The sequence below is a fragment of the Streptomyces rubiginosohelvolus genome (assembly GCF_014649875.1).
Lineage (GTDB): Bacteria > Actinomycetota > Actinomycetes > Streptomycetales > Streptomycetaceae > Streptomyces > Streptomyces rubiginosohelvolus.
The window spans coordinates 143,970-163,580 of record NZ_BMTW01000008.1 but is presented as its reverse complement, the minus strand read 5'-3'; the positions used below and the strand labels follow the sequence as shown (position 1 = coordinate 163,580).

Annotated in this window: 24 protein-coding genes; 13 read left to right on the top strand and 11 right to left on the bottom strand. The window is 68.9% G+C overall.

Annotated features, from left to right (window positions below):
- Positions 1 to 21 precede the first annotated feature (21 nt).
- From IE134_RS19645 to IE134_RS19630, 4 genes are all read left to right on the top strand, one after another.
- Positions 22 to 1,527: a hypothetical protein gene (locus IE134_RS19645; RefSeq protein ID WP_189431217.1), complete on the top strand. Its 1,506-nt coding sequence runs from the start codon at positions 22 to 24 to the stop codon at positions 1,525 to 1,527.
- Positions 1,528 to 1,621: 94 nt separating this feature from the next.
- The gene (locus IE134_RS19640; RefSeq protein WP_189431215.1) at positions 1,622 to 2,113 is read left to right on the top strand and encodes a DUF2975 domain-containing protein; all 492 of its coding nucleotides are present in this window, start codon (positions 1,622 to 1,624) and stop codon (positions 2,111 to 2,113) included.
- A complete protein-coding gene (locus IE134_RS19635) occupies positions 2,113 to 2,406 on the top strand; it encodes a helix-turn-helix domain-containing protein (protein WP_189431212.1) in 294 nt (97 codons plus the stop codon). Before IE134_RS19640 ends, IE134_RS19635 begins: the two co-directional genes overlap by 1 nt.
- A gap of 92 nt (positions 2,407 to 2,498) precedes the next feature.
- Positions 2,499 to 3,227 (top strand): DUF4253 domain-containing protein, encoded by a 729-nt coding sequence (locus IE134_RS19630; RefSeq protein ID WP_098016814.1) that lies wholly within the window; start codon positions 2,499 to 2,501, stop codon positions 3,225 to 3,227.
- On the opposite strand, the gene IE134_RS19625 is transcribed toward IE134_RS19630, so the two are convergent.
- The 3 genes from IE134_RS19625 to IE134_RS19615 form a co-directional block, all read right to left on the bottom strand.
- Entirely contained in the window at positions 3,190 to 3,693 is a 504-nt protein-coding gene (locus IE134_RS19625) for a hypothetical protein (protein ID WP_098016813.1), read from the bottom strand. The two genes, IE134_RS19630 and IE134_RS19625, sit on opposite strands and share 38 nt — an antisense overlap.
- A 90-nt stretch (positions 3,694 to 3,783) precedes the next feature.
- The gene (locus IE134_RS19620; RefSeq protein WP_098016812.1) at positions 3,784 to 4,026 is read right to left on the bottom strand and encodes a DUF397 domain-containing protein; all 243 of its coding nucleotides are present in this window, start codon (positions 4,024 to 4,026) and stop codon (positions 3,784 to 3,786) included.
- A gap of 162 nt (positions 4,027 to 4,188) precedes the next feature.
- Positions 4,189 to 4,392 (bottom strand): hypothetical protein, encoded by a 204-nt coding sequence (locus tag IE134_RS19615; protein ID WP_098016811.1) that lies wholly within the window; start codon positions 4,390 to 4,392, stop codon positions 4,189 to 4,191.
- A 152-nt stretch (positions 4,393 to 4,544) separates the two neighbouring features.
- Between IE134_RS19615 and IE134_RS19610 the strand changes: the two genes are divergently transcribed.
- Complete coding sequence (locus tag IE134_RS19610; protein ID WP_189431209.1) at positions 4,545 to 5,297, top strand: DUF6879 family protein; 753 nt, start codon at positions 4,545 to 4,547, stop codon at positions 5,295 to 5,297.
- 25 nt (positions 5,298 to 5,322) lie between these two features.
- The gene (locus IE134_RS19605) at positions 5,323 to 6,171 is read left to right on the top strand and encodes a helix-turn-helix domain-containing protein (RefSeq protein WP_098016809.1); all 849 of its coding nucleotides are present in this window, start codon (positions 5,323 to 5,325) and stop codon (positions 6,169 to 6,171) included.
- Positions 6,172 to 6,275: 104 nt separating this feature from the next.
- Here the strand turns inward: IE134_RS19605 and IE134_RS19600 are convergent, their stop codons facing one another.
- Together IE134_RS19600 and IE134_RS19595 are read right to left on the bottom strand one after the other, a co-directional pair.
- On the bottom strand, positions 6,276 to 6,491 hold the full coding sequence (locus IE134_RS19600) for a DUF397 domain-containing protein (protein WP_098016808.1): 216 nt from the start codon (positions 6,489 to 6,491) through the stop codon (positions 6,276 to 6,278).
- The gene (locus IE134_RS19595) at positions 6,491 to 7,336 is read right to left on the bottom strand and encodes a helix-turn-helix domain-containing protein (RefSeq protein WP_189431207.1); all 846 of its coding nucleotides are present in this window, start codon (positions 7,334 to 7,336) and stop codon (positions 6,491 to 6,493) included. Before IE134_RS19595 ends, IE134_RS19600 begins: the two co-directional genes overlap by 1 nt.
- 138 nt (positions 7,337 to 7,474) lie before the next feature.
- Here IE134_RS19595 and IE134_RS19590 point away from each other — a divergent pair, with 138 nt between their 5' ends.
- On the top strand, positions 7,475 to 8,197 hold the full coding sequence (locus IE134_RS19590) for an ATP-binding protein (protein WP_229823658.1): 723 nt from the start codon (positions 7,475 to 7,477) through the stop codon (positions 8,195 to 8,197).
- Between the two features lie 68 nt (positions 8,198 to 8,265).
- On the opposite strand, the gene IE134_RS19585 is transcribed toward IE134_RS19590, so the two are convergent.
- Positions 8,266 to 9,006: an HNH endonuclease gene (locus tag IE134_RS19585; protein ID WP_098016806.1), complete on the bottom strand. Its 741-nt coding sequence runs from the start codon at positions 9,004 to 9,006 to the stop codon at positions 8,266 to 8,268.
- A 161-nt stretch (positions 9,007 to 9,167) separates the two neighbouring features.
- Between IE134_RS19585 and IE134_RS19580 the strand changes: the two genes are divergently transcribed.
- Positions 9,168 to 10,379 carry a DNA cytosine methyltransferase gene (locus tag IE134_RS19580; protein WP_098016805.1) on the top strand — a complete coding sequence of 404 codons (1,212 nt, stop codon included), beginning with the start codon at positions 9,168 to 9,170 and terminating at the stop codon, positions 10,377 to 10,379.
- On the opposite strand, the gene IE134_RS19575 is transcribed toward IE134_RS19580, so the two are convergent.
- The 3 genes from IE134_RS19575 to IE134_RS19565 form a co-directional block, all read right to left on the bottom strand.
- On the bottom strand, positions 10,314 to 10,766 hold the full coding sequence (locus IE134_RS19575; RefSeq protein WP_089117821.1) for a very short patch repair endonuclease: 453 nt from the start codon (positions 10,764 to 10,766) through the stop codon (positions 10,314 to 10,316). The two genes, IE134_RS19580 and IE134_RS19575, sit on opposite strands and share 66 nt — an antisense overlap.
- A gap of 205 nt (positions 10,767 to 10,971) precedes the next feature.
- A complete protein-coding gene (locus tag IE134_RS19570; RefSeq protein ID WP_098016804.1) occupies positions 10,972 to 12,039 on the bottom strand; it encodes a NaeI family type II restriction endonuclease in 1,068 nt (355 codons plus the stop codon).
- Positions 12,040 to 12,313: 274 nt separating this feature from the next.
- The gene (locus tag IE134_RS19565) at positions 12,314 to 13,321 is read right to left on the bottom strand and encodes an SEC-C domain-containing protein (RefSeq protein WP_098016803.1); all 1,008 of its coding nucleotides are present in this window, start codon (positions 13,319 to 13,321) and stop codon (positions 12,314 to 12,316) included.
- 165 nt (positions 13,322 to 13,486) lie between these two features.
- On the opposite strand from IE134_RS19565, the gene IE134_RS19560 reads away from it, so the two are divergent.
- The 4 genes from IE134_RS19560 (at position 13,487) to IE134_RS19545 (ending at position 16,689) form a co-directional block, all read left to right on the top strand.
- Positions 13,487 to 14,305, top strand: a complete 819-nt coding sequence (locus tag IE134_RS19560; protein WP_373296812.1) for a class E sortase — start codon at positions 13,487 to 13,489, stop codon at positions 14,303 to 14,305.
- Between the two features lie 125 nt (positions 14,306 to 14,430).
- Positions 14,431 to 14,763 carry a DUF6412 domain-containing protein gene (locus IE134_RS19555; RefSeq protein ID WP_063835909.1) on the top strand — a complete coding sequence of 111 codons (333 nt, stop codon included), beginning with the start codon at positions 14,431 to 14,433 and terminating at the stop codon, positions 14,761 to 14,763.
- Positions 14,764 to 14,919: 156 nt separating this feature from the next.
- A complete protein-coding gene (locus IE134_RS19550; RefSeq protein ID WP_030708650.1) occupies positions 14,920 to 15,690 on the top strand; it encodes a YidC/Oxa1 family membrane protein insertase in 771 nt (256 codons plus the stop codon).
- Positions 15,691 to 15,828: 138 nt separating this feature from the next.
- Positions 15,829 to 16,689, top strand: a complete 861-nt coding sequence (locus IE134_RS19545; RefSeq protein ID WP_189431205.1) for a fumarylacetoacetate hydrolase family protein — start codon at positions 15,829 to 15,831, stop codon at positions 16,687 to 16,689.
- A gap of 98 nt (positions 16,690 to 16,787) precedes the next feature.
- Here IE134_RS19545 and IE134_RS19540 read toward each other — a convergent pair whose 3' ends face one another.
- Together IE134_RS19540 and IE134_RS19535 are read right to left on the bottom strand one after the other, a co-directional pair.
- Positions 16,788 to 17,267 carry a heme-degrading domain-containing protein gene (locus tag IE134_RS19540; protein ID WP_189431204.1) on the bottom strand — a complete coding sequence of 160 codons (480 nt, stop codon included), beginning with the start codon at positions 17,265 to 17,267 and terminating at the stop codon, positions 16,788 to 16,790.
- Positions 17,264 to 18,412, bottom strand: a complete 1,149-nt coding sequence (locus IE134_RS19535; RefSeq protein WP_030708644.1) for a Gfo/Idh/MocA family oxidoreductase — start codon at positions 18,410 to 18,412, stop codon at positions 17,264 to 17,266. The genes IE134_RS19540 and IE134_RS19535 overlap by 4 nt, the downstream gene beginning before the upstream one ends.
- 73 nt (positions 18,413 to 18,485) lie before the next feature.
- Between IE134_RS19535 and IE134_RS19530 the strand changes: the two genes are divergently transcribed.
- A complete protein-coding gene (locus IE134_RS19530) occupies positions 18,486 to 19,598 on the top strand; it encodes an ROK family transcriptional regulator (protein ID WP_030708642.1) in 1,113 nt (370 codons plus the stop codon).
- The last annotated feature ends 13 nt before the right edge of the window (positions 19,599 to 19,611 follow it).

The window sequence follows — 19,611 nt, the reverse complement described above, 5'->3', positions numbered from 1 at the left end:
GACACCTTGGGGGTGGCAGGCATGGCTACGCCTGAGCAGATCTGGGCCGACGCCGATCTCTCCACCCGCCGGCTCGCCGGGCTGGCGCTCAACCCGTCCGTGCCGGAGAGCGTGCTGCTGCGGCTGCTCGCGGAAGCTCCGCCCGCCGCACGGATGGTCCTGTGCCGGGACAGGGCCCTGCCCGACGCCGTCGTCGACGCCGTGATCCAGCACCCTGACACCCGTACCCGCAGCTTCTTCGCCCGCAACCCCCATGCCGATCCGGCCCAGCGAGTTCGGCTCGTGGATGATCCCGCATGGTTCGTCCGCGCCCACTTGGCCGATGGGCCGCGGGTTGCCGCCCCGGCCCGGCCCAGGCCGCTGCCCGACGAGGCTGTCGTCCACATGATCAGCACCTACGAGGACGAGCTCCTGGGCGGCCCCTTCTACCAGCAGATCTCCGCCGGGCTGCGTCGGTCGATGGCCACCCATCCCGTGGCGAACGTTCGGCACTGGGGGGTCGGCGAGTGGAGGTCACTGGCCCCGGACACCCGAGCCGCTCTTCTCGCCGACCCCGACGCCGGGGTCCGGGAAGCGGCTGAGCGGCATGTCCGCTGCGAGGACCCGACGTGGGTGGAGAGCACGCTTCCTGACCGGCCGTGCCACGCCCGTACCGACCTACTGCTCCACCGCCCCCTCACCCGGGCTGTGGTGGAGGGCGTCCTCGCGCGGCCCGCGGGCGAGGAGGACAAGGCGATGATCGCCGTCAACCCCACGCTCCCTCCCGACACGGTGGTCCTCCTCGCTGCCGATCCGGACCCGGAGGTACGGGCCCGGATCGCGCAACGCACAGACCTCGGACCCGCCGAGCGCCGCACGCTCATGTCGGACCCCGACCCTGACGTCCGGCTGGCCGTGTCCCTCCACCCCGCGCTGAGCGAGGAGGAACGGGCCCGGATCGACTACCAGGTCCCCATGGACCACTTCTTCGTTTACCTCCCTGCGCCGGAGGCGCCCCGGGACCCCGGTGCCGTCCGGCGCGACGCACTCTCCCGCCACCCGCTGCTGCGCCGGCGGGCGGCCTGCGACCACCTGCTGCCACCGGACCTCGTCGCACGCCTGGCCTCGGACGACGACCTCGGCGTACGCGTCCTGCTGGCACAGAACCACCCGGACGCCCCCGCATCACTTCTGCTGCGCAGTTTCCTCGAGTACACCGGTCCCGAGCGCAGCCACCTCACCACCCGGCCGAACTTCCCCACCGACGGACTGGCCGCTTTCGCCGACCACGAAGACCCCGAAGTCCGGGCCCTGGCCGCCCGCGCCCCCGAAACCGGGCCGGCAACCGTGGCTCGGCTCACCCGGGACCCGGACCCTGCCGTGAGGGCCGCGGCGGCGCGCCACCCGAATCTTCCGCAGCCCCGGCTGGCGGCACTCCTCGACGACGAGGAGCTGGCCCACCACGCGGCGGCGAACGCGGCACTTCCCCCCGACGTGATCCACCGACTCCTCCGGACGGGCGGGCGGCAGGCGGGGCCGCCGGAGTAGAAGAAGATCCCGCCCCTGCTCTCCGGCCCACCGTTGCCTGGACTATCGAAATTCGATAGATTCCCATCGTGGGTCGATGGAAGAGGGCTGGATCATGGGAAAACTGACCGTGCGGGCGCTGCGCGCCGTGCTCGTGGTGGTGCTCACCGGCACCGTGTTCGTACAGGCGTTGATGCTGTGGGCGCTGATCAGCGGGAACGACCCGGAGGACGGTTCGCTCCCGCTGACCCCGCTGCGCGTGATCACGATCCTGGGCATCGGGACGGCCCAGGTCGCCATGGTCTGCGTCTGGCGACTGGTGACGATGGTGCGGCGCGGCACTGTGTTCTCCCACGCCGCCTTCCGGTACGTGAACGCCATCATCGGCGCGATCGTCGCGGCCGCTCTCGTATGGTTCGCGGTCACGGCCCTGAACGCCCCCGGCCAGCGGGACGACCCGGGCGTCACCGTCATCATGGGCGGGGTGGGCCTGGCGATCCTGGGTGTCGCGCTCATCGTCCTCGTGCTGCGGATGCTGCTCGCCCAGGCCGTCGCCCGCGACGTCGAAGCGGCGGAGATGCAGGCCGAGTTGGACGAGGTGATCTGATGCCGATCGTCGTCGACATCGACGTGATGCTGGCCCGGCGGAAGATGTCCGTGGGCGAACTCGCGGACCGCGTGGGGATCACCCCCGCCAACCTGGCGGTACTCAAGAACGGCCGCGCGAAGGCGGTGCGCTTCTCGACGCTGGCCGCCCTCTGCGAGGTACTCACGTGTCAGCCGGGCGACTTGCTCCGCTGGGAGGCGGAGGAGGCCGAGGTCGCGGCGGGCGCCGAGGACGTGGCGGACGCCGAGGACGCGGCGGGCGCCGGCGAGACCGTGGGCGCCCCGGGCGAATGAACCGAACTCGCCGACCAGGTGCTGTGCACCTGGTCGGCGAGTAGATCGTTTCCGGTGCTGTGCCGTCCTGAGGTGCCGAGTAGATTCCGGTCATGCCCGAGCCTTTGAGCGGAGCTCTCAGACAGCTGCTGGACGACTTGCCGCCAGGCAGGCTGATAGGGCCGTGTCATCCTCCGCATCCGGTGGTGTGGATGAGCGCCGGCCCGGTCACGGACGCGGCTTACCGGTGGAAGCGGTTGTACGCGCGTCGTTGTGAGACCGGCCTGTACCCGCTGTTGCTCGAATACCCCGACGACTCGCTCGATCCTGTGGGTGGTGGCTACGGGGCTGACGCCGATGCCGGCGCGTACTTCCGGAGCGAGTGGACGGACGACTCGTGGCCGCCTTTCGAGAAGTGGCCCGGTCTCGCGACGCCTGCCGCGGTCGTGGCGGACGCTGACGCGTGCGCGGAGGAAGTGGCGACTGCTGTCGCCCGTGAAGGCCGAGCCCGGTGCCTCGCCCTCGTCCAGGTCGCGCGGGGCGCTGATGCGCCCGCTGCCCTCAGTTGGCGGGGCGCGGCGCATCACATGACCGCCCAGGAGCTGTCGGCAGTGCTGCGCTCCTGGGAGCACCGGTTCGGCGTCCGTGTCGTGGGCGTGGGCCACGGAAGCCTGTATCTCTCGGTTGCCGCTCCGCCGACGGACGCCCACCAGGCCCGTGTCCTCGCCGCGGAGCACTACCTCGTCTGCCCGGACGTTTTCCACGAGGACCCGGACCTGGACTGGTCCACGTACCACGAGGAGCTCATGCGGCTTCGGGGGTGGCGGTTCTGGTGGGATTGAGAGTGCTCTTCAGGGACCAGGCGGGCGGAAGGGGGCAAGGAAGCCCGGGATGGTGGTGGTTGAGGCAGCAGACAACCGAGAAGGAGATCAGGCTCTGGGACTTCGTGTAGTGCACCCAGCAGACGTCGACGCCTCGGGGAAGAGCGTCCATCGCGTACGCGATCTTGTCTTCCAGGGCGATGTGAGCGCGGCCGCCGTCGTCCCTCTCGGCGGGAGGATTCGCCTCGTACGTGCTCTTCAGCCACGTGACGGCGCCCACCGCCCGCGTCCAGGTGCGCTCCACCGCGGTCTGGTCCCGCCGCAGGAGCCAGTGCCCGGTCATGAGGGGCGGCAGCGTGGAGGCGACGAACGTGCGGGTCTGTTCGGAGTTCCGTTCCGCACCCGGACGGCGTAGGGCCTCCTGGCCGTACGCGTCCCTGCTGCCGGTCCACGGACCGTATCCGTGCCAGTGTCCTGACCAGGTCATCTGCGCCCTTCATTAGGGGAGACGGGCCGGCCCGGAGCATGTCCGGTCCGGCCCTTTACATGGTGCTTCGTGCCCAGGAAGGGAGCCAGACTAGAGCGTCAGACCCCGGGTCCTGACCCACCCCGCGGCGAAGTCGTCGAGCTCGCTCCCGGTGAAGCGCAGCTCCTTGCCCGCGCCCTCGGGCTTGCTGTCACGGATGACGAAGGAGGCCTCCGAACCGGGGATCGCGGCAAGGCTCACGCAGGTCTCGTGGGGGCCGCCGGCGTTGCCCCCGCAGAAGTCGGAGAAGGCGTCGGCCGTGGGGGCCGACAGGGCGTAGATGTTCCCGTTCATGGGAAAGTCCCTTCGGGTGCTGATGTCGCGGAGATTCGGTCTCCGCACCGTCGTGCTCCTGCGCCCGCCCGGCTGCCGACCGTCCATGGAGACAGCCGGGCGGGGGTCTGTGGCGCGGCGGGGGTGCGGAGGTAGCGGCCGGTGGTTCGTGCCTTATCCGCCTCAGTGCCCTTGAGGGTGCCGTCGCATCAGCACGTTGCAGTCGGACACCGTGGTCATGTCACCGCCTGCTCTGGCCCGGCCCCGCACCGCCGCGAGTTCGGCGCAACCCGCACAGTCCTCCACGGGGGCGGGATCGGAGAGCTCGGCTTCCGTGGGTAGCGAAAGCTCCACGGGAGGGGCGCTGTGCATGGTCGGTTCGGTCATGCCGTTCATGGTCGGGGGACCAATTCGACGGCGATGGCCGCTATTCGCGAATATTCTCGTGCGCGGCCCGGTGATCCCTCGACATGCACGCGGAGCAGCGGACAACCTTGGAGCAGCGGACGGAAACGCATTGAGGTGAGAGGCGGCTTGTTATGGCACGTCAGTTACGTTTCAACGGCACGGGGAGTGGCGGTACGGGGTGCCCCTCGGTCCATGAGGACGCGGAGAGCGGCGAGGTCATCGTTCACGGACAGCCGTTGACCGATGCCGACGACCTCGCCCAGCTGCGCCACCTGTCCGAAGGTGAGGTGGCGGTGGTCGTACCACGTGAGCTGTTGGTGGACTGGACGCCGAAGGATGCGACTCGGCAGGCCCGGATCATTGACCTGGACGAGTTCGAGGGCTTGTTTCGTACGTTCAGCCACTCAGCCTGGCGGCTGGAGACCCGGCGGCGCTATGCCAGCGACGAAGTCTCGGACACATACAGCCAGTTCGTAGAGACCGGCAGAGTCGACTGGGGCGAGAGCGATCCGTACTGCGAGCTGATCCGGTCCCAGACCGCGCAGGGCAAGCGCGTCGAACGAGTACGAATCGTCGATCAGCCTCCGACCACGGGGCAGCTCTACCTTCTGAACAACGCCAAGCGGAACAGCCGCCTGGGCGAGAACATTCGGGGCCTATGGCGCGCGGACGCCGATCGTCTCCAACTGCCGTCTGAGGACTTCTGGTTGTTCGACAGCCGACTTGCCGCAAGGCTGAGATTCGACGACGGCGATCGCCTCGAAGACGTCGAGTTGATCACAGAGCCGGCCGAAATCGTCCGGTACTCCGTCATCCGTGACGCGGCATGGCATCACGCCGTACCGCACGAAGAGCTCGCGGCGAAGCTGGGCAGCAGCGAGTAAGAGCAGAAGGAACAGAAACGTACCGGTGAGCACAGACTTTCAGAAGGCTCGTGAGGACCTGGGGCGACGGCTGAGGACCCTCCGAACGGAGAGCCCTCACGGCCCTCTCACCGGTACCGCCCTGAGTTCCACCCTCGGCTGGGCGCAGAGCAAAGTGAGCAAGCTGGAAAACGGCCGCCAGACCCCTACCGCGGAAGACCTCCGGGCGTGGGCCGACGCCACCGGGCACCCCGGAGCGTACGACGAGCTGCACGGACGGCTGAAGGGCTTCGAGTCGCACATCCGGTCATGGCGGCGGCAGCTGTCGTTGGGACACCGCCCGGTGCAGGAGACGTGGAATGAGGTGACGGCGGCCGCCCGCGTACTGCACGTGTGGGACTCCTTCGCCGTCAACGGTCTGCTGCAGACCCCGGACTACGCCCGGCACGTGTTCGAGAGCTACGCGACGCTCCAGAACTCACCCCGTGACACCGAGGACGCGGTACGGGCCCGCATGGACCGCCAGCGATGGCTATACCAGCCTGGCCGGCGTCTCAACCTCCTCATGTGGGAAGGCGCGCTACGGGCGAGGGTGTGTCCTCCGGAGGTTCTGGCCGGGCAGCTGGACCGCCTGCTGGGAGTCGTCGGCATGGACACCGTCCGGCTGGGGATCGTGCCGATGAACGCCGCTCTGCGTCTCCCTCCTGCCAACGCGTTCTGGATCGTCGGTGAGCGATTGGTGATCACGGAGGACTGGCATGCGGAACTCTGGCTGGATGGCTCAGACACGGTCGCCCTGTACCGACGGGTCTGGGAATCCCTATGTGATTCAGCCGTGTTCGGTGCTGAGGCCCAACACGTCATCGCTCGGGTCCGCCAGGCGATGGTTGCGTAGAGCTGTGGCCACTTGCGTGAACTCGGCCTGGGGGAGGGGCAGCCGACGGAGGTAGGACCAGCCGCACGTACGGTGACGGCGGCCCCGCCTGAGGCAGCCGTGCCTCACGGAACCGGCGCTTCGGTGGCCGCTACTTCCTCCCCCCGCACGCTGGCGACGAAACCGGCCCAGGCCGCATGGCCGACCGTTATGCGTGGACCCTTGGGTCTCGTCGAGTCGCGTACTCCCACGGTCGCGAACAGGTCCGCGACTTCTACGCACTCCGTTCCGGTGCCGCCGCTGTACGACGACTTGAACCAATGACCGACACGGTGAACCATCACAACGCCCTGCCCACTTGATCCAGGAGCGCGGCAGACCGCTCGATGTCCAGAGCCTGCGCACGCAGATAGTTGAACGCCAACTTATAGCGTGACAGTTCTTGGGGCTTCTCCATGAAGAGGCCGCCTCCGATGATGTCCACGTACACAACATCGAGCTCGGGCGCCGGTCCGCCCAGGACGACGAAGCTGCCCACGGCAGCCGCGTGGGCGCCGGTCTCGAACGGCAGAATCTGTACCGTGACATGGGGGCGTCGGGCCTGTTCGAGCAGGTGGTGCAGTTGTGCCCGCATGGTCTCGTGTCCGCCCACGACGCGACGGATCACCGCCTCGTCGACGACCGCCCAGATGTGGGGCGGCTCGGGTCGTTCGAGCAGCTCCTGCCGCTTCATGCGGATGTCTACCATGTGGTCGATCTCCTGGTCCGGGCACCGCATCTCGGAGGCACGGTGCACGGCTTCGGCGTAGGCGCGTGTCTGGAGCAGCCCGGGGACGTACATGCAGGCGTAGTGGTCCTCGCTGACCACCTCGTCCTCCAGGGTCAGCATGAGGTTCATGGACTCGGGGACGGGATCCGCGAGCGAACGCCACCAGCCCTGGATGCGTGCGCCCTTGGCCAGCTCGACGAGTGAGGAGCGTTCGTCGTCCGTGGTGCCGTACTCGCGGCACAGGGCGTCCACGGCTGGCCACTTGACGGCGCCCTCCTTCCGCTCGTAGCGGCTCAGGGTCGCTTTGGAGATGCCGACCAGCGCCCCCGCCTCCTCCAGGGTGAGGCCCTTGCGCTCACGCAGGCGACGCAGGTCGGCACCGAGTTGGCGCCTGCGGGTGGTGGGTCCGACTGTCATGGCTGTGGTTCCTCACGTCGACGCTTCAGAGCGTGCACGGCTGATCGTTGTACGGGCAAGTGGGCGTGCGCCGGGGGCGTGCAGCACGGGGGCGTGCTCCCGAGAGTCCTTGATGAGAGTTCCAAAATGAGAGTTGCAATGACACTCTTCTCTTACGTTTCGTCACGCATGGTGATGGCGAGTCTGCGGGGAGCGGTGATCGACATGGACGGCTGTCGTTTCGGTGTGGTGCGCAAGGCCTGGGAGATGCCTTTCCTGGCGGAGCCGGCGGGGTTGGCAGGGCTGAGAAACGCGGTCAGGTTTCGGCTGGACCTCTGGGGCCTGGCCGACATCGCCCCCGACGCCCAGCTCTGTGCTTCGGAGCTGGCGGCGAACGTGATAAAGCACGTGGGGCCGGGCACGTGCGCACGTCTCGCCGTCTCCATGAACGGCGGTCGCCTGCGTATTGAGGTGAGCGACCCGGACCCGCGGGGCGTCCCGGTTCTCACCACGCGGGAGGACGGGGAGGAGCATGGGCGCGGACTGGTTCTCGTGGACGCTCTCGCCGACCGCTGGGGAGTCGTCCTCCGGGCCGATTCGAAGGCCACCTGGTGCGAGCTGGTCACCGGGTTACGGTCGTCGGTCGACCACCTGGACGGGCCCCAGGTCGCGAGGGCCGAAGCCCTGCTCGGGCTGCTCCGAGTGTCCGGGCGGGACATGGGCGTTGAGAGGGGACCGGTGACCGTGGCGCACGCGGAGGAATCGGCCATCGATGTGATCGCCGACCTCCTCCACTGGCTGCGGGCCCACGGGTGCGATCCGGACGGAGCCCTGGACCGAGCGCAGGCGAGCTTTGAGGGCCAGAGGAGGCGCGGGCTATGACGTGGTCCTCATCAGCCAGGCGTGTGGTCGGAGGAGCCTACGGGTTGCCCCTGTGTGCCTGGCGCTGGTCACGGTGCAGATTTCACTATTTCCGCCCGCAGGGCACTTGGCGTGCGCCACGATTCTCCGGCGCGGCTCCTGTGGCACATCCGGTGGCAGTTGGCGCACAGGAAGGCCAGATCGTCCAGCCTGGTCTCGCGAGGCCCGGACACGTGGAGAGGCAGACGATGGTGCACCTCGATGTACCCGGTGCCCAGGGCACCGTAGATGCTGCCAAAATCAAAATCGCATACTTCGCACTGCAGGGGCTGTCCGAGCTTCGTCGCTTGAGCGATCTTGCGAGCACGCAGCCCTCTGTTACGTTCGCGATACAGTGCCCAGCGCGTGAGAAGGCGGCCTTCGACCGCCGAATTTCCCTCTTCGTCCAACTCGTCCGGATCCTGAGGAATGGAGTAAAGCTCCCCTGTGCCGATTCCTTGGCGGAGCGCGGCTGCGGCAAGGAGCATCTCTGTCGGCCGGGCGATGAAGGCGCTGATCATCTCCCTGTCCAGGCGTCCCCCCTTCGTCGGTGTGCCGACGTACGCGGGGTGGTTAGAAGCCAGGTCGGAGGTCTTGCGGCTGACGCTGCCGATGGACCGGAACTTCGAGATGGCGCGTGCAGCGCCCTCGTGGATCGGCAAGGACCGGAGGAGGTCAGACAGATCCGCAACTCGGAGGTCGCCCTCACGGAGCTCGTTCCAGCCGTTCTCGACTACGAGAGCGCAGGCAAGCAGCAACTCGTCTTGGGTCCATGCAGGGCTTCTCGGCATGGGCCATATCGTATGAGTGTTCGCTGTCACGTGTGGGGCGGTCGGAGTGTTGTGGTGCGTGACGCACACTTGAAGGCGATCGCGTTGTCAGTGGGGTCTGTCACCCTCTGTGATGGCTGGCGAGAGCCGGTGCCAGTCGGGCACGTTAGGAAGGAGGGTGTATGACCAGCACTGAGAGGACGTTCACCTCAGTTGAGATCTGCGCTGGGGCGGGTGGGCAGGCGCTGGGGCTCCACGATGCGCTGTTCAGGCACTTGGCGCTCATCGAGATCGATCCCCATGCCGTGGAAACGCTCCGGGCGAACGTGGAAGGAAATGACGACTGGGAAGGCTGCACGGTCAAGCAGGCCGACCTGACGACGCTTGACCCGAAGGGCCTGCGCCTAGAACTTGGGCTGGAGCCAGGGGATCTTGATCTCCTGGCGGGTGGTGTGCCCTGCCCGCCCTTCTCGGTGGCCGGCAAGCAGTTGGGGCCAGACGATGAGCGTGACCTGTTCCCGACCATGCTCAATCTTGTGGACGAGCTTGAGCCCAAGGCTGTGATGATCGAGAACGTCCGTGGGCTGCTGGAGCCGAGGGAGAAGTTCCAGGACTACCGTGAGCACCTGCTGGAGCGCCTTGAGTCCATGGGGTACAAAAAGTGCTACTGGGAAGTGCTGGAAGCTAAGAACTACGGTGTTCCTCAGCTCCGGCCGCGTGCCATCTTGGTTGCGCTGAAAGAACCCTACCTGCCCTTCTTTGCTCAAACTAAGCCAAAGAAGCTTCCTGTGCGCACAGTGGGGGAAGCCTTGAAAGTGACGATGGCTAAGCGATTTGCCGAGATTGATGATCCGCGCGCTGCGGAAGCGCTGAAGGAATGGCAAGGCAAGGCATCTAAGGGTGTAGCCCCCACGCTAGTTGGCGGTTCCAAGAAACATGGAGGCGCTGACCTGGGGCCGACCCGGGCTAAAAAAGCATGGGCAGCTCTCGGCGTTTGCGGACTCGGAGTTGCAAATGACTCCGAAGAGATGAAGAAGCAGGAAAGCTACGAGCGCGACCTATTTTCTGCGGCAGGACCGAAGCTGACTGTCGAGCAGGCGGCGATTATCCAGGGTTTCCCGCCGAGCTGGAAGTTCAAGGGCAGGAAGACGGCTGCCTACCGGCAGGTGGGGAACGCATTCCCGCCGCCGGTTGCCCAGGCTGTAGGTGAACAGATCATCGCAGCACTGAAGGCAGGCAAGGAGGCTGGCGTTGTTGCCGCGGTACGCCAGCCGCGTTCCGAAGGAAGCGAAACTGGCAGCGAGCTGCTGTTCAGGCTGACTGAGCTCTCAGCCCCGGCTGCTCCGAAGGCGGCTAACCGCGGCAGCGATCGCGAGCGCGCAGTCGTCGGCTGACTCGTGCTCCCAGAAGCGCAGCACCGTCCAGCCAGCGGCTTGGAGATGACGGTCAGTGTCCCTGTCGCGGCTGACATTTCGAAGAACCTTCTCTGACCAATAGCCGGAGTTGGTCTTTGGCGGAACGTAATGCATCGGGCAGCCATGCCAGTAACAGCCGTCAATAAAGACAGCCAACTTCGCCGGACGGAAGACAATGTCTGCCGTCCGGCGGAGCCCTGGCAACGGCTTGGCCGCAACGCGGTATCGAAGCCCCTGAGCGTGCAGGATTCTCCGCACCAGCAGTTCAGGCTTGGTGTCGCGGCTTCGGATCGCCTGCATGTTTCGGCGTCGAGCGGCGGATGAAGCCCACGAGCCGTCGGGCGGTTCCCAGGTGTCGTTGCTCATCATTCTCCAGCGATTCCGGCGTTCTGGAGGATTTGCTGCTTCTGATCCTTGGGCATGAACTTACTCGTCCGTGCATTGTTCCTCGTGATGGTAGGAATCATTTCGAAGTCAATGCCGAGCGGTAGGAGTTCATGGGTGCTATCCTCTTCAATGTTATATCGATGAACGTCGAGGCCTAGTTTCCGCCCGTTTGGCTACTGGAAACTCATCCCCAAGGTCCGTCGCTACCCAGCTCCTCTTGCCGGGGTGTGGTCAGGCTGGCGCCGCTGTCTTTCGGCGGGAGAAGGCGGCGTTGCTGGGCTGCTCTCGTGCTGCCCTCTTGGGCTTCGGGCAACTGTGGGGCAGTTTCCACGTCGTCGCCAGGCTGTGCGATGACCCAGCGCTCCCCGTTGATCTCGGCTTGTGGGAGTCCCTCGTGTTTTTGTCGCGCACGCACGACGCGATGCGCGACGAACTCTCCTTCCGCTGGTACTGGACCGCCCAGATCCCTTGCTACGGCTTGGTGGGACTGGTAGTCGCCCAAGATGATGATCCCCTCAGGGCGTAGGGCTGGGCGTGCGCGTCCGCTACTGCCTTCGCGTACACGCGCCATGTAGTCGAGCTGTTGGGCGGCCGTGCGTACCACTCCTCGGCCGATGCGCTTGCCGTGTACGGAACGGAACAGTTCGCGAACGCGAGCCTGCCCCTTGTTCCTGCCCGGGATCAGAATGCGTGCCCGTGTTGCAGGGGGAAGGTGAAGTAGTACGTTTTCTGGAAGTTCAAATTCCTTCCAGAGCCACGTGATCTTGTTGCGGTGTTCCGCCTTGACCGTGAACTTCATGTCCCGATTGGTTCCGCCATTGAGCCATTCGCGCTTGATGCGCAACAAGCCCGCACTCCACTTGCTCTGGGAGTCGTCGGCCCAGACGAGCAGGCATAGGTGGCCCTCCGCTTCGGGGGGAATCATCCATGATCCGAACCTCTGTGAGTACTTGCAGTCGACGTCGATTCCTTCTATGCGATAGTCCATTTCGACGCCATCGGCAAACTCAAACTCACGTTGCAGGTTGATTTCAACAAGCGTTCCGGCGTGAGTCTTTTCGGTTTTAAAGAGGTCTGCCCAATCGTAGCGCCCAGTGGCCTCGCCGTTGAGGAGTTGATCGATGGTGTCCCGCAGTACTTTGGCGAATCGGGTTCCGTCAGGATCGAGCCCGATCAGGTGCTGGTATGCGACCATCAGTTCCGGGTCATCACAAACGCCGGCTGCGGGGCCGGGAGGTTCGAAAAGGGTCACGCTGACACGCTTCCGCGAAAGGATTGATGTGAGGTGTGCACCTGATCAGACTCCTGACGCTCACGTGTAGTTCCAGGGCGCGAGCGTCAGTCGTTCCGGCAGTTGCTTGCGGTGTGGATGCCATCGGAGCGAAGCATGTGAAGGAATCCAGTGAAATCTGACCAAATGTCGCGGCAATTGCTGGCGAGGAAGTCGGCAGGGGAAGAGCAGCCGGGAGAGACCAGCGAGGCATGGGGGCAGACCGGCAGGCCTGGCCTCATGCCGTGTTGAGACGTCACTCGCCCCCGTGGCACCCCCCATAAGCCTCCCCCGACCCGCACCAGCAGGCAGCCGTGCGCGACGGAGGCCACGGGATCGCGCGGCCCCGGGCGGCGAGGGTGGTGGCGTACTGGGGGAGGAGGCCCGGGTCGGACGGGGACGCGGCCTCCGAGGCGGCGAACGCCTCGTACGAGGGGACCGTGCCCGTCACGATGCCCAGGTTCGGGGTGCCCGTCGCGTGGAGGTCGCGCAGGGACGCCTCCAGGCGGTCCAGGTGGGTCGCGCGGTCAACGTACTCCTCGGTCAACGCCGGGTACGCCGTGAGCAGTTCGCGGAGCTCCTGTTCCGGCCAGTGCAGTACCGCCACCGGGAACGGGCGGGACAGCGCCGTCCGGTACGTGCCCAGCTCCGCGCGCAGGCGGGCGATCTCGGCCTTCAGCTCCACCGGGTCCGATGACCCCAGCGACCACAGGCGCTTCGGGTCGTGCAGTTCGTCCAGGGGCACCGCGGCCGTGTGCAGCTCGCCCGCCAGCTCGTCCCAGGCGTCGTGCTCCAGGCCCATCAGCCGGCGCACCCGGTGGCGGCCGGTCAGCAGGGACTGCGTGGCGTACGGGACCTCCTCGCCGGGGGCCAGCAGCAGGGTCAGGGCGGTGGAGAGGAAGTCGTGCGCCTTCTCCAGCTCGTCGTGCGCCTCCAGGGTCTCCGCGGCCACCTGCCACGGCGCGGCGTTCAGCGGGCCCGCGGCTCGGATGCCGTCGATGATCGCCCGGGCCTCGGCCTCGTGACCGTACTCCCAGAGGTTGGCCGCTTTCAGGGCCTTGATCAGGTGCGGGTTGTCGACGGTCGCCTCGGGGGCGGCGAGCAGGTCGTCGTAGAGCGTGCTTGCGCGGGCGCGGTCGCCCGCGAGTTCCAGGTGGGCCGCGGCCTGGAGGATCAGCGGTTCGTGGTCCTCGGGGTACTGCGCCGCGGTGCGGAGCAGACGCTCGGCTTCGGTGGTGTGGTCGGCAGGCGTGTCGGGGCGCATGGACCACACGGTACTGCCGGACGGTGACGTCGGGGAGAAGGGGGCGGAGGAGGAGAAGCGGGAGAAGTCTGGAGAGTTGTGAGGTTTGCCCCTACCGTGCGCTCCGAGTCTTCAACGGTGTGCGGTCGTGCGCCCCGAGGCTTGCGGTGCGGGAGGGTGGCGTCGATGCGGAGGCGGGGAGCCGGGCGAGGGCGCGGGGTGTTGTCCGGGGCGCGAGGCCGTGGCGGTGGCGGTTCGCATCTCCTCGCCCGCGGGCTCTGGGTCTCCGCCGAAGTCGTCGTCACCCTCGGTGTCGTCCTGCTCCTCCTCGTCGCCCACCAGCTCTGGTGGACCAACCGCGAGGCCCGCGCCGACGCCGGGCGTACCGTCCAGAGCCTCCAGCGGGAGTGGGACCGGCCGAGCCGGGAAGACAGCGGTGGCGGTGGCCGTGGTGAGCGACAAGAGAGTCCCCGGCCCTCCGCGAGCCCCGGTCCGGAAGCGGACGGCGATCCGCCTCCCGCCCCGGCCGCCCGGCCCCGTGCCGCCCCCCGCTGGGACCAGGCGTACGCCGTCCTGCGCATCCCCCGGATCGGGCTCACCGCCCCCGTCGCCGAGGGCACCAGCAAGGGCGGGGTGCTCGACCGGGGGTACGTCGGGCACTACACCCGTACCGCGCAGGCCGGGCAGGCCGGGAACTTCGCGCTCGCCGGGCACCGCAACACCCACGGCGAACCCTTCCGCCGCATCGACCGGCTCCGCAGCGGTGACCGGATCACCGTCGAGACCCGCGACGCCGTCTACACGTACACCGTCGGTAAACGCCTCGCCCGGACCGCGCCCTCCGACAGCGGCGTCATCGCGCCCGTGCCGCGCAGCAACGTCACCACCTCCGCCGGCTACAGCGAGCCCGGCTACTACCTCACCCTCACCACCTGCACCCCCGAGTTCAGCTCGCGTTACCGGCTCGTCGTCTGGGGGCAGCTCACCGCGATGCGCCCCCGCTGAACGGTGGCGAGAAACCCTGGGGCCGCCCCGATCATCGTGTATAACGAAAGAGTGCCGTTCACTCCGATGGGCGGCACTCCGCAGCAACGGTACGAGGACGGAACCAGGAACGGGAGGTGCACATCGTGCGGGACGCCAACGCCCTGCGCCGCGCCTTCGCCCGGCTGCTCCGGCCCGCCGGACTCGTCCTCCTCTTCCTTACCGAGGTCCTCCTCGCCGAGGGCGGCAGCCTCTCCGCCGCCGTCGCGCTCGCCGCCACCGCCGCGGCCGGTTCCGCCCTCCTCGCCTGCGCCGTCATCAGCGCCCGCTGCGCGTCCCCGGTGCCCCGCACCCGGGTCCGTACCGCCATCAGGGACCGGGAGCGGCGCACCGCGTTCCTCCCGCAACGCGACCCCGATGCACGGGGGCGCACCAGGCCCCGGGCACCCGGGCACGCCCTCCTGACGGCCGCCGCGTAGGGCAACCCCGCACGTCCCGCCCGTACCTCGCGTACGTGCGCCGCACCCGGGACGGGTGCGCCCCGCGCCGGTCGTCATGCCGAGTGACCACCCCGTACCTCGTCGCCTTCTGCGCAGGTACCTCCCGGCACGACGAGACCCCCGGAGGGCTCACCCATGTCCGCCTTCATGTCCGCTTTCGCGAGCCTGGTCGGCTCCCTCGCCGATCTGCTGCAGCCGCTCTTCCAGACCGCGTCGACCGCCGCGGCGATCATCCTGTTCACGGCGCTCGTCCGGCTCGCCGTCCACCCGCTCTCCCGGGCCGCCGCGCGCGGCCAGAAGGCCCGCAGCCGGCTCCAGCCGCAGATCGCCGAGCTCCGTAAGAAGCACGGCAAGAATCCCGAGCGGATGCAGAAGGCGATCATGGAGCTGCACGCGGCCGAGAAGGTGTCGCCGCTCTCCGGCTGCCTGCCGAGCCTGCTCCAGATGCCCGCGTTCTTCCTGCTCTACCACCTGTTCTCCAGCAGTTCGATCGGCGGCGAGCCCAACGCGCTGCTCAGCCACGACCTGCTCGGCGCACCGCTCGGCGGGCGCTGGCACGACGCGCTCGCGCACGGCGGCCTGTTCGGCGGGCAGGGGCTGGTCTACCTGGGGCTCTTCGTGATCGTCGCCGCCGTCGCCACGTTCAACTACGGACGCACCAAGCGGCAGATGGCCGCCAACCCGATGACGCCCGCCGCCGGCCCGGACGGACAGCCCGTGCCCGGGATGGGCGCGATGACCAAGCTGATGCCGCTGCTGTCCTTCTTCACCCTGATCACCGTGGCCGTCGTGCCGCTGGCCGCCGCGCTCTACGTCGTCACCACGACCACCTGGACCGCGGTCGAGCGGGCCTGGCTCTACCGCGACATGCCCGTCGCCGGTGGCGCCATGGCCACTGCGGCGTAATCGGCGCGGCCGATGCGCCGGTCCAGTGTGTGAACGAGGTCTTGCGGAGTGATCCGATCTCTTGGACGATCAGCCAAGCCCCTCGGCGGCCGCAACCCGCCGGCGGGCTCTCCACCTCGATCAAGAGGAGTTGGACCGTTGAAGCTGCTTCGAGTCGGTACGGCGGGCGCCGAGCGTCCCGCACTTCTCGACCGCGACGGGACTCTGCGTGATCTGTCGGGAATCGTCCCTGACATCGACGGCGATCTGCTCGCCGACGCCTCCGCGCTCGCCCGCGTACGGGCGGCCGCCGAGAACCCCGGTGTGCTGCCCGCCCTGGACGCGACAGGGCTGCGGATCGGTCCGCCGCTGGGGCGCATCGGCAAGATCGTGTGCATCGGGCTGAACTACCACGACCACGCCGCCGAGACGGGTGCGGAGATCCCGACCGAGCCGATCCTGTTCTTCAAGGCCCCCGACACCGTCGTCGGGCCCGACGACACCGTCCTCGTACCGCGCGGCAGCCGCAAGACCGACTGGGAGGTCGAGCTCGCCGTCGTCATCGGGCGCACCGCCCGCTACCTCGGCTCCGCCGAGGAGGGGCTCGCCCATGTCGCCGGGTACGCCACCGCCCACGACGTCTCCGAGCGCGAGTTCCAGATCGAGCGCGGCGGCACCTGGGACAAGGGCAAGAACTGCGAGACGTTCAACCCGCTGGGCCCCTGGCTCGTCACCGCCGACGAGGTGGCCGACCCGCAGGCCCTGCCGCTGCGCCTCTGGGTCAACGGCGAGCTGAAGCAGAACGGCACCACGGCCGAGCAGATCTTCCCGGTCGGCGAGGTCGTCCGCTACCTCAGCCACTTCATGACCCTCTACCCGGGCGACATCATCAACACCGGTACGCCCGCCGGGGTCGCCATGGGGCAGCCCGAGCCCAAGCCGTACCTGAAGGCGGGCGACGTGGTGGAGCTGGAGGTGGAGGGGCTCGGCCGGCAGCGGCAGGAGCTCAAGGACGCGTAGCAGGGGGAGGGGGTGTCGTCGCTGTACGCGTACGTGACGACGCCCCCTCCCCTTACGGGCTGCTCAGCCGCCCGGCCCGCCCTTCGCGTACGGCGGGTTCAGGCCCCCGGCGTCGCCGCGAACTGCTCCAGCGCCTCGACCACCATCGCGTGGTCCTCGGCCTGCGGCAGGCCGGACACCGTGACCGTGCCGATCACGCCCGCGCCCTCCACCGCGATCGGGAACGAACCGCCGTGCGCGGCGTACGTGCCCGGGTCCAGGCGGGACGACTCCTCGAACGTCGTGCCCTTCGCGCGGAACCGGGTGCCGACCAGGTACGAGCTCTCGCCGTACCGCTCGACCACCTTGCGCTTGCGGTCGATCCACGCGTCGTTGTCCGCACTCGAACCGGGCAGCGCCGCGTGAAACAGCTGCTGCGCCCCGCGCCGGATGTCGATCGCGACCGGTGCGTGCCGCTCCCGGGCCAGTTTGACCAGCAGGCTGCCCAGCGCGAACGCGTCGTCGTAGGAGAAGTGCGGGAGGGTGAGCCGGCGCTCCTGGGCGATCAGCTCGGAGATGGTGGGGGAGGTGGTGGTCATGCGCGCCGCTCCTCTGCGTCGTGGTGCGGTTCGTCGTGGCGGGGGTCGTCGTGGTGGGGGAGAAGGGTGACCGAGACGCCCTCGCGCGCCGAGCGGCGGGCGGCCTCCAGGACGTCCAGGGCCGCGGCCGCCTGGAGTGCGGTGACCGGGTTGTCGCCGGTGCCACGGACGGCCGCGGCGACGGCGGCGTAGTAGGCGGGGTAGTCGCCGGGCAGCGTACGGACGGGGGTGCCGCCGCCGGTCAGCGGGGACTCGCCGGAGCCGATGCGGCCCCACAGCTCCTCCACCTCCTCGCCCCACGGCTCGCCGGCCGCCGGGCGCAGCCCCTCGCGCAGGGCCGCCTCCTGCGGGTCCAGGCCGTACTTCACATAGCCCGCCGCCGAGCCGAGCACGCGAAAGCGCGGGCCGAGCTGGGCCGTGGTGGCGCTGACGTACAGATGGGAGCGGACCCCGTTCTCGTGCGTGATCGCGATGAACGTGTCGTCGTCCGCCGCCGCGCCGGGACGCCGTACGTCGGACTCGGCGTACACCTGCACCGCTGCTCCGAACAGCACCAGCGCCTGATCGACGACATGGCTGCCCAGGTCGTACAGCAGGCCGCCGATCTCGTCCGGGTCGCCCGACTCGCGCCAGCCGCCCTTCAGCTGCGGCCGCCAGCGCTCGAACCGGGACTCGAAGCGCTGCACCTCGCCCAGCTCGCCGTCGGCGATCAGCGAGGCCAGGGTGCGGAAGTCGTTGTCCCAGCGGCGGTTCTGGAAGACCGAGAGCAGCAGCCCGCGCTCCTCGGCGAGGGCCGCCAGCTCGCGCGCCTCGGCGGCGGTCCCGGCGATCGGCTTGTCCACGACGACGGGGAGACCGGCCTTCAGCGCGGCCGTCGCCAGCGGGACGTGCGTCTTGTTCGGGGAGGCGATCACGACCAGGTCCAGCTCGTCCGCGCGCTCCCACAGTTCGTCCGGCGATGCGGCGAACCGGACCTCCGGATATGCGGCACGGGCCTCCGCCCGGCGCTCCTCGTTCGACGTGACGACCGTGTCGAGGACCAGGCCGTCGGTCGCGGAGACCAGCGGGGCGTGGAAGACGGAGCCGGCCAGGCCGTAGCCGACGAGAGCGACGCGGAGAGGGGCGCCGGAGGCGTTGGGGGTCATGCGATCCACTTAAGCAACGCTGTTGCCAAAGTGCAAGCGACCGGCACAATGGGGCGGTGAAGAGGAGTGAGCCGTGAACGGGAGCCGGACGAGGACCCAGGCCGGGGTCAACCTGCCTGCCCTGCGCCACCACAACGCGACGCTGGTGCTCGACCTGCTGCGGGCGGCGGGAGCTGACGGCATCAGCCGGCTGGAGCTCGCCGAGGGCACCGGCCTCACCCCGCAGGCCGTCAGCAAGATCACCGCCCGGTTGCGGGAGGACGGGCTCGCCGTCGGCGCGGGCCTGCGCCCCTCCACCGGCGGCAAGCCGCGCACGGTGCTGCGGCTGGTCCCCGACGCCCAGTTCGCCGTCGGCCTGCACCTCGACCGCGACGGGCTCACCGCCGTCCTCGTCGACCTCGCGGGCCGGCCGGTCGCGGTCACCACCGCCCCGCTCGACCTCGGCGCTCCGGCGGAGCAGGTCCTCGGGGACGCGGCCGACGCCGTACGGGACCTGAGCGCGGCCGAACCGCACAAGCCGGTCCTCGGGGTGGGCGTCGCGGTGCCCGGACCGCTCGACCACCGGGACGGCGTGCTCCACCGGGTCACCGGATTCCCGCAGTGGGACGGCTACCCGCTGCGCGCCGCGCTCGCCGAGCGGACCGGGCTGCCGGTGGTCCTGGACAAGGACACCAATGCCGCCGCTCTCGCCCTCGCCCTGGGCGGTGCGGGCGGTGGCGACTTCGCCTACCTCCACCTCGGTACGGGTCTCGGCGCGGGCCTGGTCCTCGGCGGCGAGGTGCACCGGGGGGCGCGGACGGGTGCCGGTGAGTTCGGGCACCAGACCCTCCAGCTGGACGGCCCCCTGTGCGGCTGCGGCGGGCGCGGCTGCATCGAGGCCCTGTGCCTGGCCGCCGAGGCGCGCGGCGACCGGGGCGAGGCGGCCCGGGTGCTGGGCACGGGCGCGGCGAACCTGGTCGGCCTGCTCGACATCGACCGGGTGGTCCTGGGCGGCCGGACGGTGGCCGCCGACGAGGACGCGTACGTCCGGGGCGTCCGGGCCGTGATCGAGGAGCGGGCCGCCCGGGGCGGGGCGGGCGCGGGCGTGACCGTCACGGTCGCCGGGGGTGGCGACCGGCCGGTCGCGGAGGGCGCGGCGCAGCTGGTGCTCGCGCCGGTGTTCGGGCGGGTGGGGGAGCGGGGGTAGGACCTGTCCCCGT

What these genes read in the sequence shown, in the direction of transcription:
- IE134_RS19645 (WP_189431217.1), top strand. Translation starts at nt 22, where the DNA reads ATGGCTACGCCTGAGCAGATCTGGGCCGACGCCGATCTCTCCACCCGC.
- IE134_RS19640 (WP_189431215.1), top strand. Translation starts at nt 1,622, where the DNA reads ATGGGAAAACTGACCGTGCGGGCGCTGCGCGCCGTGCTCGTGGTGGTG.
- IE134_RS19635 (WP_189431212.1), top strand. Translation starts at nt 2,113, where the DNA reads ATGCCGATCGTCGTCGACATCGACGTGATGCTGGCCCGGCGGAAGATG.
- IE134_RS19630 (WP_098016814.1), top strand. Translation starts at nt 2,499, where the DNA reads ATGCCCGAGCCTTTGAGCGGAGCTCTCAGACAGCTGCTGGACGACTTG.
- IE134_RS19625 (WP_098016813.1), bottom strand. Translation starts at nt 3,693, where the DNA reads ATGACCTGGTCAGGACACTGGCACGGATACGGTCCGTGGACCGGCAGC.
- IE134_RS19620 (WP_098016812.1), bottom strand. Translation starts at nt 4,026, where the DNA reads ATGAACGGGAACATCTACGCCCTGTCGGCCCCCACGGCCGACGCCTTC.
- IE134_RS19615 (WP_098016811.1), bottom strand. Translation starts at nt 4,392, where the DNA reads ATGACCGAACCGACCATGCACAGCGCCCCTCCCGTGGAGCTTTCGCTA.
- IE134_RS19610 (WP_189431209.1), top strand. Translation starts at nt 4,545, where the DNA reads ATGGCACGTCAGTTACGTTTCAACGGCACGGGGAGTGGCGGTACGGGG.
- IE134_RS19600 (WP_098016808.1), bottom strand. Translation starts at nt 6,491, where the DNA reads ATGGTTCACCGTGTCGGTCATTGGTTCAAGTCGTCGTACAGCGGCGGC.
- IE134_RS19595 (WP_189431207.1), bottom strand. Translation starts at nt 7,336, where the DNA reads ATGACAGTCGGACCCACCACCCGCAGGCGCCAACTCGGTGCCGACCTG.
- IE134_RS19590 (WP_229823658.1), top strand. Translation starts at nt 7,475, where the DNA reads ATGACACTCTTCTCTTACGTTTCGTCACGCATGGTGATGGCGAGTCTG.
- IE134_RS19585 (WP_098016806.1), bottom strand. Translation starts at nt 9,006, where the DNA reads ATGCCGAGAAGCCCTGCATGGACCCAAGACGAGTTGCTGCTTGCCTGC.
- IE134_RS19580 (WP_098016805.1), top strand. Translation starts at nt 9,168, where the DNA reads ATGACCAGCACTGAGAGGACGTTCACCTCAGTTGAGATCTGCGCTGGG.
- IE134_RS19575 (WP_089117821.1), bottom strand. Translation starts at nt 10,766, where the DNA reads ATGAGCAACGACACCTGGGAACCGCCCGACGGCTCGTGGGCTTCATCC.
- IE134_RS19565 (WP_098016803.1), bottom strand. Translation starts at nt 13,321, where the DNA reads ATGCGCCCCGACACGCCTGCCGACCACACCACCGAAGCCGAGCGTCTG.
- IE134_RS19560 (WP_373296812.1), top strand. Translation starts at nt 13,487, where the DNA reads ATGCGGAGGCGGGGAGCCGGGCGAGGGCGCGGGGTGTTGTCCGGGGCG.
- IE134_RS19550 (WP_030708650.1), top strand. Translation starts at nt 14,920, where the DNA reads ATGTCCGCCTTCATGTCCGCTTTCGCGAGCCTGGTCGGCTCCCTCGCC.
- IE134_RS19540 (WP_189431204.1), bottom strand. Translation starts at nt 17,267, where the DNA reads ATGACCACCACCTCCCCCACCATCTCCGAGCTGATCGCCCAGGAGCGC.
- IE134_RS19535 (WP_030708644.1), bottom strand. Translation starts at nt 18,412, where the DNA reads ATGACCCCCAACGCCTCCGGCGCCCCTCTCCGCGTCGCTCTCGTCGGC.